Below are 16,589 nucleotides of genomic sequence, written 5' to 3'. Positions count from 1 at the left end.
GGTCTTCACGTCATCAACTCTAGGAGGCATGTATAGCTCTGCATAGCTTACTAATGGTTCGCACAGGTTATCGATGCTTACGTTGGTCGGGTGACCGACCGCAGCCAGATCCCCGAGTTCGACCCGCAAGGCCCTCAGCTGGTCTACGTCGCCGCCCGCATCGCGGCCGGCGAGCTGACGCCGGGCGCCCGCCTGCCCGCCGAGCGCGACCTCGCCGAGGAGTACGGAGTGGCCTACCTGACGGTCCGCCGCGCCGCCCGGGTCCTGCGCGAGCGCGGTCTGATCCTGACCGTCCACGGCAAGGGAACCTTCGTCGCCGACCCGCTGCCGGACGACCGAGGAGCGGAACCACCCTCCGGCGCGTGATCCCCCCGCCCCACCGGGAATGAGTCCCCCATGAACTCCATGGCTCCCATCGACGAAGCCCAGGCCCGCACATGGCTCGCCACCGCCCTCGACGAGGCCCGGGCCGGGCTCGGGGAAGGGGGGATTCCGATCGGGGCCGCGCTCTACGGGGGCGACGGCACGCTGCTCGGGCGGGGGCGGAATCGGCGGGTGCAGGACGGGGATCCGTCGGCGCACGCGGAGACCGACGCGTTCCGGGCGGCCGGGCGGCAGCGCTCGTACCGGGGGACGACCATGGTCACGACCCTGTCGCCGTGCTGGTACTGCTCCGGTCTCGTCCGGCAGTTCGGGATCTCGCGGGTGGTCGTCGGGGAGGCCGGGACCTTTCGCGGCGGGCACGAGTGGCTGGCCGGGCACGGCGTCGAGGTCGTCGTGCTCGACGATCCCGAATGCGCCGCGCTCATGCGGGAGTTCGTCCGGGAGAACCCCGAGCTGTGGGGCGAGGACATCGGGGAGGGGTGAGGCCCCGCCACAGGACCGCCACGAATCCACAACGGACTCGAAAAGCCGACCGCTTTCCCAACACACCGTCGATATCCTTGAGTTGACTGTTACGGGGGTGGCGGGGCTTGGACAGGGAGCTGTACGGCCGCGAGGCGGCCCTGGACGACGGCGGGCTCGTCGCGCGGCTCTGCGGGCTCACCCGGCACGGGGGCTCGCGGGTGGCGTACGAGCACGGGGACGATCCGCCGGTGACCGTGTTCACCGGGGGGCGCGGGACCGGGAAGACCGCGCTGTTGAAGGAGGTCAGGAACCGTTACCGGGGGTACACCCCGCTCGCGCTGCTCGACTGCGCCCACGTCGAGCCGCCCGCCGATCACGGCCCCGGCTGGACCCCGCTCACCGGGGCGCTGTCCGAGCTGGCCGTGCAGTTCTCGCCGAAGGTGCTCGGGGCGCGGCCCGTGCGGTTCCCCCGGCTCTCGCTCGGGCTGGTGGCCGTCGCCGCGATCGGCTGGTCCCGGGAGGACGACGAGCGGGCCCGGCGCGACCTCCAGCGGCTCGGGCCGCTCCTCGCGACCGTCGACGCGACCCGGGGCGCCGCCGCCCACTGGGTCGGCAAGGTCCTCGCCAAGCTCGCCGCCACCTTCGCGGAGACCGCCGCCCCGCTCGCCGGAGTGCTCGCCGAGGCGACCGTGGAGACCGTCCTGGAGGAGGTCTTCGGGCGGATGCAGCGGTCCGCCGAGGGGTGGTACGGCGGATACCGCAACGCCGGGGGGCGCGGGAAGGCCGGGCTCCAGCAGCTCGCCAACGACTTCGAGCAGGGCGGCCGGCGCCGGAGCGAGGCCGAGGCCTTCCTCGTCGGGGCGCTGACCGAGGACCTGTTCCACGCCTACACCGGGCTCCGGCGCGGCACCCGCGTCGGCCGGCCCCTGCTCCTCCTCGACAACGCCCACGAGCCGCTCGGCCGGCAGCTGGTCGAGCCGATCCTGCGCGCCCGCGCCGCCGAGGGGCGCCGGGACCGGCTCGTCGTCCTCGCCGCCTCCCGGGTCCGCGACCACGAGGCACTGCGTCAGGCCACCCGGACCCGGCTGCCCGAGACCGCGCACCGGGCGCCCTGCCCACGCGGGACGAGCGTCGGCTCCGGCATCCTCGCCGTCGAACTGACGCCCCTCTCCCCCGCCCAGACCCGCACCGCCTTCGACCGGTACGACCCGGCGGGCCGCACCCCCGCCGCGCTCGCCCCGGCGGTCCACCGGCTGACCGGCGGCCGCCCCCTGGGCGTGGCGCTCCTCGGGCGGGCCGCCGGGGAGGCCCCCGCGCCCCTGAAGCCCGGGCTCACCCCGGGCCGGCTGCTCGACCTGACGGTGGAGCTGCGCGAGGACGCCCCGCCGGTGCCCGTCGCCCCCGCCCTGCTCGCCGAGCTGCTGCCGGTGCCCCGGCCCGGCCCGTACGCCGTGCTCGCCGCCGCCCACGACGAGGAGTCCGCCCGGGTCCTCGCCCACGCCCGGCTCGCGTCCGAGTCCCTGGACGGGGACGTGGCGCTGCGCGTCCGCGACCGGCTGCGCGCCGAGGACTGGGCCGCGTCCGCGCCCGGCTCCCGGCACTTCGTGGCCGATCCGCTGCTGCGCGCCCTGCTCCTGCACCGGCTGCGCTTCGAGGACGGCGACCATCCGCGCTACGCCGCCTGGCACGCCGTCCACGAGACCCTGCGGCGGCACTACGGGCCGGGCCCGAGCCCGTACCGGCTCCATCACGACCTGGCGCTCGGGCGGACCGAGGACGCCGTCGCCCATCTGCGGACCACCTTCCCCGAGCCGGACGTCCTCGGCTGGCTCGGGCGGCTGCGGTTCGTCGCCTCCGCCCCGTACCCGCGCGAGCGGAACGCGGCCGGGCCCGATCCGCGCCGCGCGCTCGCCCTCGGCCAAGCCCCGGCGGGAGGCCAGGCCCCGCCGGGAGGCCAGGACCCGACCGGCGAGCTGCCCGCCGGGCTCGACGCCGACGGCGTCGAACTGCACCTCTCCCTGCGGCGGTTGCTGCACGCCGTATGGCTGCTCACCGATCCGCTCGCCCTGCCCGACGACGAGGTCGCCGACCGGCTCGCGCACGAGCTGCGCCGGCTCTCCGGCCGTCATCTGTCGGGCAGCGGCGCCCTCTGGGACGCTGCCACCCACTGGCCGCGCGACATCCGCGCCCGGCGGGAGCTCTCGCTGCCGCCGGGCCGCGAGGACGGAGTCTGACGCCATGCCCGACCGCGTGACCGACCGCCCGACCCTCCGCCCGCTCGACCGGCTCCGCCGCCGCGTCCGCACCCCCCGCCAGAAGCTCGTCGCCTCCCTCGTCACGGCCGCCGTCGTCCTCGGCCTCGGCGGGTACGGCGTCGTCCGCCTCACCACCCCGGAGGACCGTTCCTGCGCGGTGGGCGTCGAGCGCCCCGCCGGCAGCGGGGAGTGCGTCGGCGTCAACGGCGACGGCCACGACTTCGGGATCGGCGAACTGGGCGCGATCGCCCGGGACATCGGCGCCGAGAACGCCACGCTCAAGCCCGACGACCACGTGACCGTCGCCCTGCTGCTGCCGCTGACCTCCACCGACGGCGGGATGCGGCTGAAGATGCTGAACGAGCTGCGCGGCGCCCACGCCTACCAGTACCGCGCCAACCACGAGTCCAACGAGGAGCTGCCCAAGATCCGGCTCGTCCTCGCCAACACCGGCAAGGGCAACGCCCACTGGCGTCCCGTCGTCGACCGGCTGATCGCCATGAAGGACTCCGCCGACCGGCTCCGGGCCGTCTCCGGCGTCGCCACCTCCTCCACCGAGGTCCGGGAGGCGGTGACCGCCCTGACCGAGGCCGGGATCGCCGTCGTCGGCACCACCATCACCGCCGACGACATCGCCAACGCCCCAGGGAATGACCGATTTCCCGGTCTCGCCCGCGTCTCGCCCACCAACGGCGACGAGGCGAAGGCCCTGGCCCACTTCGGGAGGGTGGACGCCGCCAAGGCGCTCCTCGTCCAGGACACCCGCAGCGGCGACCACTACACGGACACCCTGAAGGCCGCCTTCGCCGCCACCCTCAAGGGCGCCCCGCACGACCCCGAGCTGTTCACCTCGCCCGCCGACGCCAACGAGGAGGGCACCACCGCCAACACCTTCCGCCAGATCACCCATCTGATCTGCGACACCCGCGCCGAGACCGTCTTCTTCGCGGGCCGCCACACCCAGCTGCGCCAGTTCATCAACGCGCTCGGGGCGCGCGGCTGCGCCCACCGGGCCTTCACCGTCCTGACCGGCGACGAGGGCTCGTACCTGGGCGCGGACGCGAAGCTGGACCGGAAGGCGCTGAGGTCGAAGCTGACCGTGCGATACGCGGCGCTCGCCCACCCGGACGCCTGGGTGCCGGCGGAGGGGCGGAAGGTCCCGGCCACGGGCGGCTCCCCCCAGGCGTACGCGACCTTCCTGGGCGACGTCACGCGGGGCGCGAAGGAGCCGCCGGCGCTCGCGGACGGGCAGGCGATCATCGCGTACGACGCGATGGCGACGGCCGTCCACGCGATCCGCCAGGCCACCCCGCAGGGGGCCCGGCACCCGGCGGCGGCGGACGTGGCCACCCAGTGGCCGCAGGTGAAAGGCTCGCTGCGGGTGGAGGGGGCGAGCGGCTGGATCTGCCTGGACAACTACGGCAACCCGTACAACAAGGCCGTCCCGATCGTGGAGCTGGCCCCGAACGGCTCGCAGCGCTTCGTGCAGATCGCCTGGCCGGAGGGACGCCCGCCGGCGGCGCCGTGCCTGCCGCCGAAGCGCGGGTGAGACGCGGTCCTACGGCTCCCACTTCGGCCAGCGCGCCGCGTCCCGCTCGTACAGCTCCCGCAGGTGGAGCCAGCGCTCGGACGTCCGCTGCCGCCAGTCGGCGGGGTGGCCGTCCAGGGCGCGGGCGAGCCACTCGAAGTGGTCGTGCCAGGCGGCGAGCCGGTCGAGGCGGTGCTCCGGCGGGCCCCGCAGCTCGTTGGTGAAACGCAGCACGGTCGATCCGTCGCCGCCGGGTCCCGGGCCCGGCTCCAGGTGGAACCGGATCCGGCCGTGCGTCGGATCGACCGTGTACTCGGCCACGCTCTCCGGGTCCCAGGCGGTCACCTGCCCGGGGTCCTCGGTGTCGCCGCTGGTCAGCCGGTGGAGGACGACCCGGCCGCCGAGCCGGGGCTCCAGCGGGTCCGCCGCGCACAGCCAGCGCGCCAGGCCCTCGGGGGTGGTGACGGCCGTCCAGACCTCGGACGGCGGGTGCGGCAGCTCGACGGTGAACCGCAGCAGGTGCGTGTCGCCGTCGTGGGTCTCGCTCCTGCCCCGGGATATCTCGCTCATGGTTCCAGCGTCGCCCAGGGGCGGGAGCGGTGCCAGCGCGGCGGGGTCAGACGCCGGAGTACGAGTGCTTGCTGCTCACGAAGATGTTCACGCCGTAGTAGTTGAAGAGGAAACAGCCGAAGGCGATGAGCGCGATGTACGCGGCCTTGCGGCCCTTCCAGCCGGCCGTCGCGCGCGCGTGCAGGTACGCGGCGTAGCCGACCCAGGTGATGAAGGACCAGACCTCCTTGGCGTCCCAGCCCCAGTAGCGGCCCCACGCGTCGCCGGCCCAGATCGCGCCCGCGATGATCGTGAAGGTCCACAGCGGGAAGATCGCCGCGTTCACCCGGTAGGAGAACTTGTCGAGCGAGGCGGCGGCGGGCAGCCGCTCCAGGACCGAGCGGGCGAAGGCGCCGGGGTTCCCGCCGGTCGCGAGCTTGTTCTCGTACGAGTCGCGGAAGAGGTACAGCAGGGTGGCGACCGCGCCGAGGTAGAAGACCGCGCCGCAGAAGATCGCGGTGGAGACGTGGATCCACAGCCAGTACGAGTCGAGCGCGGGCACCAGCTGGTCGCTGGGGGTCTTCAGCCAGGTGGTGGCCAGGCCCAGGTCGAGCAGGACGGTGGTGACCAGCGGCAGGCCGATCCAGCGCACGTTCTTCTTGGCGAGGAGGAAGCCGAGGTACGCGCCGACCGCCACCGTGGAGAAGGTGGTGGAGAACTCGTACATGTTGCCCCAGGGGGCCCGCTGCACGGAGAGCGCCCGGGTGACCACGCCCGACGCCTCGACCAGGAAGGCGAGGACGGTGAGCGAGACGGCGATCCGGCCGTACAGGTCGCCCTTGACCGTGCCGCCGGCCGCGCCGGGGCCGTCCGGCACGTCGCGGGTGCCGGCCGCGGCCCGGGTGACGACCGTCGGCTTGTCGAGCACGGCGGTGGAGCCGGCCTGCTTGACCCGGACGGTCACGGCGGCGGTGGCGGCCGCGGTCCGCGAGGTGAGCGCGGCGGCGGTGCGGCCGACCTTGCTGCGGCTGCCGAGGACCCACTCGGCGATGTGGGCGAAGAAGGCCAGGGTGTAGACGGCCATCGAGGAGTAGATGAGCATGTCGCTCATCCGCGCCAGGCTCTCGTCGGTCGTGGCGGCGAGGATCACTTGTCAGCCTCTCCAGAAGGGGCGGGGTCTTCCGCGGGTGCGTCCGCCGGGTCCGTGGTGTCCGGTACGGCGGTGTCCGGCACGGCGGTTTCCGGTACGGCCTCCGGATCGGCTCGCGGAGTCTCCGCGGTGGGCGGGGCCTGGGCCGTGAGCGCGACCGCGAGGTCGGCCAGCTCCTCGGGGAGCTTCGCGGACTCGCTGCGGCCGAGGCCGGCCATCTCGACGACGGTGACGCCGTCCTCGCCCCGGACGGCCCGGACCCAGATCCGGCGCCGCTGGATGAAGAGCGAACCGGTCAGACCGGCGATCGCGGCGATCGCGCCCGCGAGGGCGAGCCCGTTGCCCGGCTGCTGCGAGACCTGGAAGCTCGCCCACTCCTTGACGTCCTTCTCGAAGGTGATCGAGCCGGCGCCGTCGGGGAGCGTCATGGTCTCGCCGGGCAGCAGGCGCTGGGCGAGCTTGTTGCCGGACGCGTCCTTGAACTGGGTCATCTTGGACTTGTCGAGCTGGTACACGTTCTGCGGGAGGCCGGAGTTCACGCGCAGGTCGCCGTGGAAGCCGGTGAGCGCCATGACGGGGAAGTCCAGCGCCGGGAACTGCGAGAACATCGTGCCCTGGCCCGCGCCCGCGAAGGTCGGCACGAAGAAGGCCTGGAAGCCCAGCTGCTCCTTCTTGCCGTTCTTGTCGCGGTAGCCGTCCATGACCTTGATCGCGCCGGTCGACGTGACGTTGTTGTCGATCGGGAGCAGGGGGACGGCGCCGTGGAAGACGGTCTTGCCGCGCCCGTCCTTGACGGTGACGACGGGCGCGTAGCCGTGGGCGATCAGGTAGACCTTGGAGTCGCCCACCTTCAGCGGCTCGTTGACCCGGATGACCGCCTTCTCGTCCGCCCCGCCCCGCGAGTAGGTGACGGCCGCCTCGAAGGTGCGGGGGGTGCCGCGCTGCGGGCCGCTCTTCTCGTACGTGCCCGTGAAGGAGTCCAGCCGGAAGCTGAACGGCTCCAGCTCGTCGGTGCCGAACTGGGAGCCGGACTTGAAGTCGTCGTACTGGGTGAGCGTGTTGGAGAAGCCGTCGCCCTCGACGATCAGCTTGCCGCCCTCGGACTTGAAGAGCTGGCCCCAGGCGAAGGCGACGAGCATGACGATCAGGGCGACGTGGAAGGCCAGGTTCCCGGCCTCGCGCAGGTAGCCCTTCTCGGCGGCGACCGCGTCCCCCGCCCGGTGGGCGCGGAAGCGGCGCTTCTTCAGGAGGGCGAGCGCGGCCTCCCGGGCCTCCTCGGGCCCGGCCTCGGTGCGCCAGGTGGTGTACGCGGGGAGCCGGTCGAGGCGGCGGGGGGCGCCCGGCGGGCGGCCGCGGAGCTGGCCGACGAACTGCCAGCTGCGCGGGACGATGCAGCCGATGAGGGAGACGAACAGCAGGATGTAGATCGCGGAGAACCACACCGAGCCGTAGACGTCGAAGAACTGGAGCTTCTCGTAGAGCGGCGTGAGGGTGGGGTGGGCGTCCTTGAAGGCCTGCACCTTCATCTCGTCCGCGCTGTTCTGCGGGACGAGGGAGCCGGGCACGGCGCCGAGGGAGAGCAGGAAGAGGAGGATCAGGGCGACCCGCATGGAGGTCAGCTGCCGCCAGAACCAGCGGATCCAGCCGACGACCCCGAGGACGGGACCGCCGGTGACGGCGTCCTCGCGGTCCTCCCTGGGGGCGGTCGACAGCGCGGCTCCGGACGCCTCGTCGGCGGCGGTGCTCTCCGTCACGTCGGTCTTGCTCATGGAACTCAGATCCCCACCGTGAAACCGTTGGACCAGCCCTGCATCGTGGCGACCATGCTGTCCCACGCCCCCGTGAGGAGCAGGACGCCGGTGACGATCATCATGCCGCCGCCGATCCGCATGACCCAGGTGTAGTGCCGCTTGACCCAGCCGAACGCGCCCAGCGCCTTGCGGAAGGCGATGGCGGCGAGCACGAACGGTACGCCGAGGCCGAGGCAGTACGCGAAGGCGAGTATCGCGCCGCGTCCGGCACTGGCCTGCTCCAGGGCGAGCGCGTTGACGGAGGCGAGCGTCGGGCCGATGCAGGGGGTCCAGCCGATGCCGAAGAGGGCGCCGAGCAGCGGGGCGCCGACCAGGCCGGCGACGGGCTTCCTGTGGAAGCGGAACTCGCGCTGGGTGAACCAGGGCATCAGGCCGAGGAAGAAGACGCCCATGAGGATCATGAGCACGCCGAGGACCGTGGTGAGCGTCTCGCGGTACTCCTGGAGGGTGGACCCGAAGTAGCCGAAGAGGGCGCCGCCGGAGACGAACACGGCGGTGAAGCCGAGGACGAAGAGGACGGCGCCGGCGGTCATCCGGCCGCGCCTGCGGTCCGCGAGGTCGGTGCCGGTGACCCCGGTCACGTAGCTGAGGTAGCCGGGGACGAGGGGGAGGACGCACGGCGAGAAGAAGGAGACGAGCCCGCCGAGCACCGCGAGGGGCAGGGCGAGCAGCAGGGCTCCGCTGGTGACCGTCTCGTTCACCGGCTCACTTCTCCTTGAGGAGCGGGTCGATCATCGAGCGGAGCTTCTTCTCGTCGAGGGCCATGAGGGCGCGGGCGGCGATCTTGCCCTCCTTGTCGAGGACGACGGTGGAGGGGATGCCCTGGAGACTGAGGGTGCCCTTGGGGAAGCCGAAGAGGATCAGCTTGCCGTCGCGGTCGTAGATGCTCGGGTAGGGGACCTCGTAGTCCTCTTCGAAGGTGAGCGCCTGCTGCTTGTTGCTGTCGCGGGTGTTGAGGCCGACGAAGGCGACGTCCTGGCCCTTGAGGTCGTTGGCGACCTTCACGAAGTGGGGGGCCTCGGCGCGGCAGGGGCCGCACCAGGATCCCCAGGCGTTGAGGACGACGACCTTGCCCTTGAGGTCGGCGACGTCGAGCCGCTCGCCCTCCAGGGTCTCGCCCGCGAGCTTGCCCGGGGTCGCGCGCTCGCCCTTGGCGGCGGTGGAGATGCCGCCCTTGGTGGTGACGAAGTTCGTGCCGCCGCCACCGGTCGTGCCACCGTCGTCGCCGCCGCAGGCCGAGAGCGCGAGGGCGGCGGTCAGCACTCCGACGGCGAGGAGGGTGCGTCGAGGGGCACGGCTAAGGCTCATGTGAAAAGTTTCGCATGGGCGTTTGGGGGATCTTGGGCACCCCCCTACGTGCCCGTAAAGCACCTTGTCAAGGATGCCTAAGGGGGATGCCCGAGAGGGACGGCCAAGGGGAGGGCCCGCTAATGGTCAAGCGGCCTTGAGAAAGGCGTTCCAGCCGCCGGTGGGCTTCTGTCCGACGCCCAGGCCGCGCAGCTTCGCGAGAATCTTCGGGTCCTGGACGTCGAGCCAGTCCACGAACTGCCGGAAGGAGACGAGCCGGACGTCCTTCTTTCCGGCCATTCCCTTGAGCGCCTCTTCGACGGCGTCCATGTAGATGCCGCCGTTCCACTGCTCGAAGTGGTTGCCGATGAAGAAAGGCGCGCGATTCGTCTCGTACGCGCGCGTGAAGCCGGAGAGGTACGCCTCGGCCGCCTGCTTGCGCCAGCCCGGATAGCGGGAGGGCATCCCCTTCGTGGTGTTCTTCGACTGGTTGGCGAGCATGTTGTAGTCCATGGAGAGGACTTCGAAGGAGTGCCCGGGGAAGGGCACGGCCTGGAGCGGGAGGTCCCAGATCCCCCGGCGCTTGTCGGGCCAGGTCTGGCGGCCGCCGGGCGAGCTGGCGTCGTAGCGCCAGCCGAGCCGCTTGGCGGTGGGCAGCAGGTTGTCCTGGCCGAGGAGGCAGGGGGTGCGGCCGCCGACGAGCTCCTTGGAGTAGTCGAAGGGCAGCGGGTCGAGCTCGGTCCAGCCGCTGTGGGTCTTCCACTCGGTGACGAACTTCACGGCCTGGTCGATCTCGCTCTGCCACTGGGCGGGGGTCCAGTGGGCGACGGAGCCGGAGCCGCCGCAGAAGTGCCCGTTGAAGTGGGTGCCGATCTCGTGGCCTTCGAGCCAGGCCTGCCGGACGTACTTCAGGGTGTCCTTGACGTGGTCGTCGGTGAGGTAGCCGATGTCGGAGGCGCCGACGCGGTTGTTCGGCGGGCGGTAGAGGTCCTTCTTCGACTCGGGGAGGAGGTAGATCCCGGAGAGGAAGAAGGTCATCGCCGCGTCGTGGCTCTTGGCGAGTTCGAGGAAGCGGGGGAAGAGCCCGTTGCCGACCTCGCCGGCGCCGTCCCAGGAGAAGATCACGAACTGGGGCGGGGTCTGGCCGGGTTCGAGCGGGACGGGGGCGTCGGGCTGGCGCGGCTGCCTGCCGGTGTCGGCGGTGGAGCCGTCGCCGATGAGCCGGACGGGGTCCTTGGTCGGGGTGGGGGTGGCCGGATCCGCCGTGGCGTCACCGCCCTTGCCGGGCCGATTGGGGCCGGGATTGCCCGTCTTGTCCTGGTTCGAGGTACTGCACGCCGCCAGGCCCATCGCCGCGGCGGCCCCAACGCCCGCCCCGAGCAGCCCCCTTCGAGTGATTCCGCTGATCTCGCGCATGTCGTCCCCAATTCGCGCTGACGTATGACCTGAATGTCATCCAAACCGACAAACAGTGAGATGCGGGGAGGAACACGGGGGTTCCCGTTAAATAGCACAAAAATTTAAGGGCGTTCGGATGACATGAACATCATCCGAACGCCCTGCGCCGTGATCCGTCAAGGCCGGACCCTTCCGGCGGACGGTTCCGGCGGCCGGACCCGAGGGACCCTCCCGGCGGACGGACCCGGCGGACGGGCCCGGCCTTCCGGAGGGGCCTACGCCCCGAAGGCCTTCGACTTCCCCTTGACCGGCTTCGCGCCCGCGAGCAGGTGCGCCGGGACCAGGTCCCGGGCCGGCTCGCTGTACCCCACCGAGACGATCTTGTCGCCCCGGTACGTGAACGAGGTCAGCGACGCCAGCGTGCACTGCCGCCGCCGGGGGTCGTGCCACAGCCGCCGCTTCTCCACGAAGCTGCGGACGATCCAGATCGGCAGCTGGTGGCTGACGCAGACCGCCTCGTGGCCCCGGGCCGCGTCCTTCGCCGCGTCGAGCGCGCCCATCATGCGGACGACCTGCTCGACGTACGGCTCGCCCCAGGACGGCTGGAACGGGTTGGTCAGGTGCTTCCAGTTCGCCGGCTTGCGCAGCGCCCCGTCGCCGACGCCGAAGGTCTTGCCCTCGAAGACGTTCGCCGCCTCGATGAGACGCGGGTCACTGGCCAGGTCCAGGCCGTGGGACTTGGCGATCGGCGTCGCCGTCTCCTGCGCCCGCTCCAGCGGGGAGGCGACGACGTACGTGACGTCCCGGCCGGCCAGGTGCTCCGCGACCCGGTCCGCCATCTGCCGGCCGAGCTCGGAGAGGTGGTAGCCGGCGCGACGCCCGTAGAGGACGCCGTCGGGGTTGTGCACCTCGCCGTGGCGCATCAGGTGGACGACGGTGATGTCGTCGTCGCCCACGGGCTTCTCCGCGTTCACGACGTCGTTTACGTCCTTCACGTCGTTCACGTCCTTCGCCTCCCCCGCGTTCTTCACGTCGCTCATGCCGTCGCCTCCGCGGCGGCGCGGGCGGCGGCCGGGAGGGCGGCGGCGATCCGCTCGACCGCCCGCTCGTCGTGGGCCGTCGACACGAACCAGGACTCGAACGCGGACGGCGGCAGGTAGACCCCGTCGGCCAGCATCGAGTGGAAGAAGGCGTTGAAGCGGAAGGCCTCCTGCTTCTTCGCGTCGTCGTAGTTCCGCACCTCGTCGGCGGTGAAGAACACCGAGAACATGTTGGAGGCGGTCTGCAGCCGGTGCGCCACGCCCTCCTTGGCCAGCGCGTCCGTGACCAGGCCCCGGATCTCCGCCGAGACCGCGTCCACCTTCGCGTACGCGGCGTCGTCGAGCAGCCGCAGCTGCGCGAGCCCGGCGGCGGTCGCGACCGGGTTCCCGGAGAGCGTGCCCGCCTGGTAGACCGGGCCCGCCGGGGCCAGGTGCCCCATGACGTCGGCGCGGCCGCCGAACGCGGCGGCCGGGAAGCCGCCGCCCATGACCTTGCCGAAGGTCAGCAGGTCGGGCTTGACGCCGTCGACGCCGTACCAGCCTGCCTTCGAGGTGCGGAAACCGGTCATCACCTCGTCCGAGATGTACAGCGCGCCGTTCTCCCGGCACAGGTCCGCCAGGCCCTGGTTGAAGCCCTCGGCCGGCGGGACGACGCCCATGTTGCCCGGCGAGGCCTCGGTGATGACGCAGGCGATCTCGCCCGGGTTCGCGGCGAACGCGGTCCGCACCGCCTCCAGGTCGTTGTACGGCAGCACGATCGTGTCGCCGGCCTGCGCGCCGGTCACCCCGGGCGTGTCCGGCAGCGCGAAGGTGGCGAGGCCGGAGCCGGCCGCGGCGAGCAGCGCGTCCACGTGACCGTGGTAGCAGCCCGCGAACTTGACGACCTTGGCGCGTCCGGTGAACCCGCGGGCCAGCCGGATCGCGGACATCGTCGCCTCGGTGCCCGAGGAGACCAGGCGCACCTGCTCGACCGGCTCCACGCGCGCGACGATCTCCTCGGCGAGCGCCACCTCGCCCTCGCCGGGGGTGCCGAAGGAGGTGCCCCGGGCCACCGCGGCCTGCACGGCGGCGGTGACCTCCGGGTGCGCGTGGCCGAGGATCATCGGTCCCCACGAGCAGACCAGGTCGACGTACTCCCGTCCGTCCGCGTCGGTGAGGTACGGACCGGAACCGGACACCATGAACCGGGGCGTTCCGCCCACGGCCCGGAAGGCACGCACCGGTGAGTTCACGCCGCCGGGCGTCACGAGGGAAGCGCGGTCGAAAAGCGTCTGTGAGACTGGGGCTTCGTATGAATACGGCACTGTGATCCTGACCTGCGAGAACGACTTAGGGCACGACAACGGGAACGGAGGGACGGCGTGGGCATCCCGTGTATTACGCCGGGGCGTACGCCCTCCGCGTCTGCGAAACTGGGGCGTCATAGGGATGGCTCACGGAATCCATGGTGTCAGAGGCCACGGCGTTCTCGCGGACGGGTGTTTCACCGTACGAGCGCGGGGGAGGTCACTGTCACGATGATCGGGTTGCGCGGCGGGGTCGTGTTGCCGAGAAAAAGCAGTCGGGTGGAGATATGCATCGCGGTGGCGGACCGGGCGAGGGGACGGACGACCTGGGTCCGGAGTCTGCCCGGCGGGGAAGGCACCGGCGCCGGCGGACCGAAGACCCGATCCCGGAATCTCCGGGAAGGCAAGGCCCTCCGGACGCCCGGGACGAGCGGGACGCCGGGGGCGGGAGGGGCCGGTTGGGGGTGACGTACAAGTACTTCGGCGCGCCCGACGGCGCCACGGCGGCCCGCGTGCCGATCTCGATGCGTCCCGAGGAGCTCGGCGGCGACGAGCTCGGCATGGGCGGCATGTTCACCAAGATCAAGCCGGAGACCATAGCCGCCATGGTCCTCACCGGCATCCAGGGGATGCCCCTGCACAAGGTGCCCCCGCTGGAGCTGGTGGTCCTGCACCCCGACTACGCGGTGGTGAAGCTGCCGATGACCGTGGTCGACCCGCTGCGCGCGATCGGCGAGGAGTCGGTCGGCGCGGCCGCCTTCATCTGGTCCACGGTCCCGGACCGGGGCGGCCCGCGCGACGCCTTCGACGTCTACCAGCTGCTCCACGAGTGGCAGGACTTCTCGGTCCGCCTCCACGAGAACGGCCACCAGCCGTACTGCCTGGTGTGGCCGTGAGGACGCGGTAGGCGGGGCGCACAGGGGTCAGGGGCGGCTCCCGTCGCCCTCCGCGGCCTTCGCCGCCTCCGCGCGCGCGGACGCCAGTTCCCGCGCGGAGGCCAGCCGGTACGGCACGTCGATGACCACGACGTTCTTCATGAACAGCAGCCGGGTCTTGAGCCGCAGGGCGCTCTGGTTGTGCAGCGGCTGCTCCCACCAGTGCCCGACCACGTACTCGGGGATGACCACCGAGACGACCGCGTCCCCCCTCCGCTCCGGCGCCTCCCGCACGTGCCGCAGGACCGGCTGGACGATCGAGCGGTACGGGGAGCTGAGCACCCGCAGCGGCACGTCGATGCCGTGGGCCTCCCAGGTCGCCCGGAGCACCTCCGCCTCCGCCGGGTCCTCGGCGACGGTGACGGCCGTCAGCGAGGCGGGCCGCAGGGTCTTCGCGTACGACAGGGCGCGGAGGCTGGGCGCGTTGACCGAGGCCACCAGGACCAGGACGTGGTTCCCGGCGAGGGCGCGGGGGCGCTCGCCGGGGCCGACGGCGACCTCTGCGGCGACGGTGTCGTAGTGCCGCCGCACCCCCTTCATCCCGGCGTAGAGCACCGGCATCGCGAGGACGACCAGCCAGGCGCCGTGGGTGAACTTGGTGACGAGGACGATGACGAGGACGACCGCCGTCAGACAGGCGCCGAAGGCGTTGATCGCGAGGCGGCGGTGCAGCGCGTGCCGGGAGGCCGCCCCGGCGGGCTTGGCGAGTTCTCGCCGCCAGTGCTTGACCATCCCGGCCTGGGAAAGGGTGAAGGAGACGAAGACGCCGACGATGTAGAGCTGGATGAGGCGGGTCAGCTGTGCGTCGAAGGCGACGATCAGGGCGATCGCGGCGAGCGCGAGGAGGACGATGCCGTTGGAGTAGACGAGCCGGTCGCCGCGGTGGAAGAGCTGGCGGGGCGCGTAGCGGTCCCGGCCGAGGACGGAGGCGAGCATCGGGAAGCCGTTGAAGGCGGTGTTGGCGGCCAGGACCAGGACGCCGGCGGTGACGGCCTGGAGCACGTAGAAGAGGACGTGCCAGTCGCCGAAGGTGGCCCGCCCGATCTGGGCGAGCGCGGTGGACGTCGGGGTGCCGGGGGCGAGCCCCAGCTCCGTGGGGTCCTCCGCGACGTGCACCTCGTACACCATGGCGAGCGTCGTGATCCCGAGGAACATGGTCACGGAGAGCCCGCCCATGATCGCCAGGGTGGTGGCGGCGTTGCGGCTCTTCGGCTTCGCGAAGGCGGGGACGCCGTTGCTGACGGCCTCGACGCCGGTCAGCGCGGTGCAGCCGGAGGCGAAGGCGCGCAGGCCGAGCAGGACGAGCGCGAGCCCCGAGTAGGCGGAGACCTCGATGACGGGCAGGTCGGCGGACTCGGCCCGGATCGTCGCGCCGGTCGCCATCCGCACGGCGGCCACCGCGAACATCAGGTGGATCACGGCGATGAAGGCGTACGTGGGGAGGGCGAACCAGCGTCCCGCCTCGCGGACCCCGCGCAGGTTCAGCCAGGCCAGGACCACGACGAAGAACACCGACAGGGCCACGGCGTGCCCGTCGAGCGCGGGGGCGGCGGAGGTGACGGCGGCGACCCCGGAGACGACCGAGACGGCGACGGTCATCACGTAGTCGATGAGCAGCGCGGAGGCGGCGGTGAGCGCGGCCCGCTGCCCCAGGTTCTCGGCGGAGACGACGTAGGCCCCGCCGCCGCCCGGATAGGCGTAGCAGGTCTGCCGGTAGGAGGCGACCACCACCAGGAGCAGCACGACGATGCCGACCGCCGCGTACCAGGTCAGATGGAGCACGGCCAGGCCGCCGAGGGCGAGGATCAGCAGGATCTCCTCGGTGGCGTAGGCGACCGAGGAGAGCGGGTCGCTGCAGAAGACCGGCAGCGCGACCCGCTTGGGCAGCAGGGTCTCGCCGAGCCGCCCGCTCTCCAGCGGACGGCCTACCAGCAGGCGTTTCGCCGCACTTCCAGCTCTCATAAGTGCTGAAGTTAGGACGAATGGTATGTAATGCGCGGAAGCCGCGCCCTGTGGGGGTGCCCCGCACCCCCGCGGGAGCCCCCGTACGAGGAAGGACCCGACGCGTGAGCGCAGTACGCATGGCCGGAGAACCCCTGCAGATCGCGGAGGTCGCCGCACGGACCGAGCTGTCCCTGCGCACCATCCGGCAGTACGAGGACAGCGGCCTGGTCGTCCCGTCGGCGGCCTCCCCCGGCGGCTTCCCCCTCTACACGGACGAGGACGTGTCCCGGCTCATGGTGGTCCGCCGGATGAAGCCGCTCGGCTTCACCCTGGACGAGACCCGCGAGCTGCTCACGGCCGTGGACCGGCTGGCCGCCGACCGTCCGGGCACGGACGCGGAGCTCGACCCGGACGAGCGGGCCGCGCTGGTGTCCCTCGTCCGCCGCTACGAGCAGGCCGCCGCCGAGCGGGTCGCCGAGCTGCGGGCACAGCTCGCCCGCGCGGAGGAGTTCGCCCGGTCCCTCCGCACCCGCCTGGCGGCGGCCCCGGCCTGAGCC

Annotated in this window: 15 protein-coding genes; 6 read left to right on the top strand and 9 right to left on the bottom strand. The window is 72.2% G+C overall.

The window, feature by feature from the left end; translation table 11 throughout:
• The first annotated feature begins 90 nt into the window (after nt 1-90).
• The 4 genes from ACIQD7_RS32835 (at nt 91) to ACIQD7_RS32820 (ending at nt 4,653) form a co-directional block, all read left to right on the top strand.
• Nucleotides 91-366, top strand: coding sequence for a winged helix-turn-helix domain-containing protein (locus ACIQD7_RS32835; RefSeq protein ID WP_402446712.1), 276 nt, complete (start codon nt 91-93; stop codon nt 364-366).
• 39 nt (nt 367-405) lie between these two features.
• On the top strand, nt 406-867 hold the full coding sequence (locus ACIQD7_RS32830; RefSeq protein WP_402446864.1) for a nucleoside deaminase: 462 nt from the start codon (nt 406-408) through the stop codon (nt 865-867).
• Nucleotides 868-974: 107 nt separating this feature from the next.
• Complete coding sequence (locus ACIQD7_RS32825) at nt 975-3,083, top strand: hypothetical protein (protein ID WP_402446709.1); 2,109 nt, start codon at nt 975-977, stop codon at nt 3,081-3,083.
• Nucleotides 3,084-3,087: 4 nt separating this feature from the next.
• Nucleotides 3,088-4,653, top strand: a complete 1,566-nt coding sequence (locus ACIQD7_RS32820) for an ABC transporter substrate-binding protein (RefSeq protein ID WP_402446707.1) — start codon at nt 3,088-3,090, stop codon at nt 4,651-4,653.
• 9 nt (nt 4,654-4,662) lie between these two features.
• Here ACIQD7_RS32820 and ACIQD7_RS32815 read toward each other — a convergent pair whose 3' ends face one another.
• From ACIQD7_RS32815 to hemL, 8 genes are all read right to left on the bottom strand, one after another.
• Nucleotides 4,663-5,202, bottom strand: coding sequence for an SRPBCC domain-containing protein (locus ACIQD7_RS32815; protein ID WP_402446706.1), 540 nt, complete (start codon nt 5,200-5,202; stop codon nt 4,663-4,665).
• A 46-nt stretch (nt 5,203-5,248) separates the two neighbouring features.
• Nucleotides 5,249-6,331 (bottom strand): c-type cytochrome biogenesis protein CcsB, encoded by a 1,083-nt coding sequence (gene ccsB, locus ACIQD7_RS32810; protein WP_121828961.1) that lies wholly within the window; start codon nt 6,329-6,331, stop codon nt 5,249-5,251.
• A complete protein-coding gene (locus ACIQD7_RS32805; protein WP_402446703.1) occupies nt 6,328-8,100 on the bottom strand; it encodes a cytochrome c biogenesis protein ResB in 1,773 nt (590 codons plus the stop codon). Before ACIQD7_RS32805 ends, ccsB begins: the two co-directional genes overlap by 4 nt.
• Before the next feature lie 5 nt (nt 8,101-8,105).
• Nucleotides 8,106-8,843 (bottom strand): cytochrome c biogenesis protein CcdA, encoded by a 738-nt coding sequence (locus tag ACIQD7_RS32800; RefSeq protein ID WP_121828959.1) that lies wholly within the window; start codon nt 8,841-8,843, stop codon nt 8,106-8,108.
• A gap of 4 nt (nt 8,844-8,847) precedes the next feature.
• On the bottom strand, nt 8,848-9,450 hold the full coding sequence (locus tag ACIQD7_RS32795; protein ID WP_402446702.1) for a TlpA family protein disulfide reductase: 603 nt from the start codon (nt 9,448-9,450) through the stop codon (nt 8,848-8,850).
• A 126-nt stretch (nt 9,451-9,576) separates the two neighbouring features.
• Nucleotides 9,577-10,845 carry a hypothetical protein gene (locus ACIQD7_RS32790; RefSeq protein WP_402446699.1) on the bottom strand — a complete coding sequence of 423 codons (1,269 nt, stop codon included), beginning with the start codon at nt 10,843-10,845 and terminating at the stop codon, nt 9,577-9,579.
• Nucleotides 10,846-11,102: 257 nt separating this feature from the next.
• Nucleotides 11,103-11,750: a histidine phosphatase family protein gene (locus ACIQD7_RS32785; protein WP_121828986.1), complete on the bottom strand. Its 648-nt coding sequence runs from the start codon at nt 11,748-11,750 to the stop codon at nt 11,103-11,105.
• Between the two features lie 113 nt (nt 11,751-11,863).
• On the bottom strand, nt 11,864-13,171 hold the full coding sequence (gene hemL, locus ACIQD7_RS32780; protein WP_161375144.1) for a glutamate-1-semialdehyde 2,1-aminomutase: 1,308 nt from the start codon (nt 13,169-13,171) through the stop codon (nt 11,864-11,866).
• Nucleotides 13,172-13,440: 269 nt separating this feature from the next.
• Here hemL and ACIQD7_RS32775 point away from each other — a divergent pair, with 269 nt between their 5' ends.
• On the top strand, nt 13,441-14,049 hold the full coding sequence (locus tag ACIQD7_RS32775) for a hypothetical protein (protein ID WP_121828955.1): 609 nt from the start codon (nt 13,441-13,443) through the stop codon (nt 14,047-14,049).
• Between the two features lie 27 nt (nt 14,050-14,076).
• Here ACIQD7_RS32775 and ACIQD7_RS32770 read toward each other — a convergent pair whose 3' ends face one another.
• Nucleotides 14,077-16,050 (bottom strand): APC family permease, encoded by a 1,974-nt coding sequence (locus ACIQD7_RS32770; RefSeq protein ID WP_402446696.1) that lies wholly within the window; start codon nt 16,048-16,050, stop codon nt 14,077-14,079.
• Between the two features lie 119 nt (nt 16,051-16,169).
• Between ACIQD7_RS32770 and ACIQD7_RS32765 the strand changes: the two genes are divergently transcribed.
• The gene (locus ACIQD7_RS32765; RefSeq protein WP_121828953.1) at nt 16,170-16,586 is read left to right on the top strand and encodes a MerR family transcriptional regulator; all 417 of its coding nucleotides are present in this window, start codon (nt 16,170-16,172) and stop codon (nt 16,584-16,586) included.
• The last annotated feature ends 3 nt before the right edge of the window (nt 16,587-16,589 follow it).

Source organism: Streptomyces sp. NPDC093071 (assembly GCF_044754545.1).
Lineage (GTDB): Bacteria > Actinomycetota > Actinomycetes > Streptomycetales > Streptomycetaceae > Streptomyces.
Note: the sequence above shows the minus strand (reverse complement) of the source record. Positions and strands in the feature narration are given on the sequence as shown.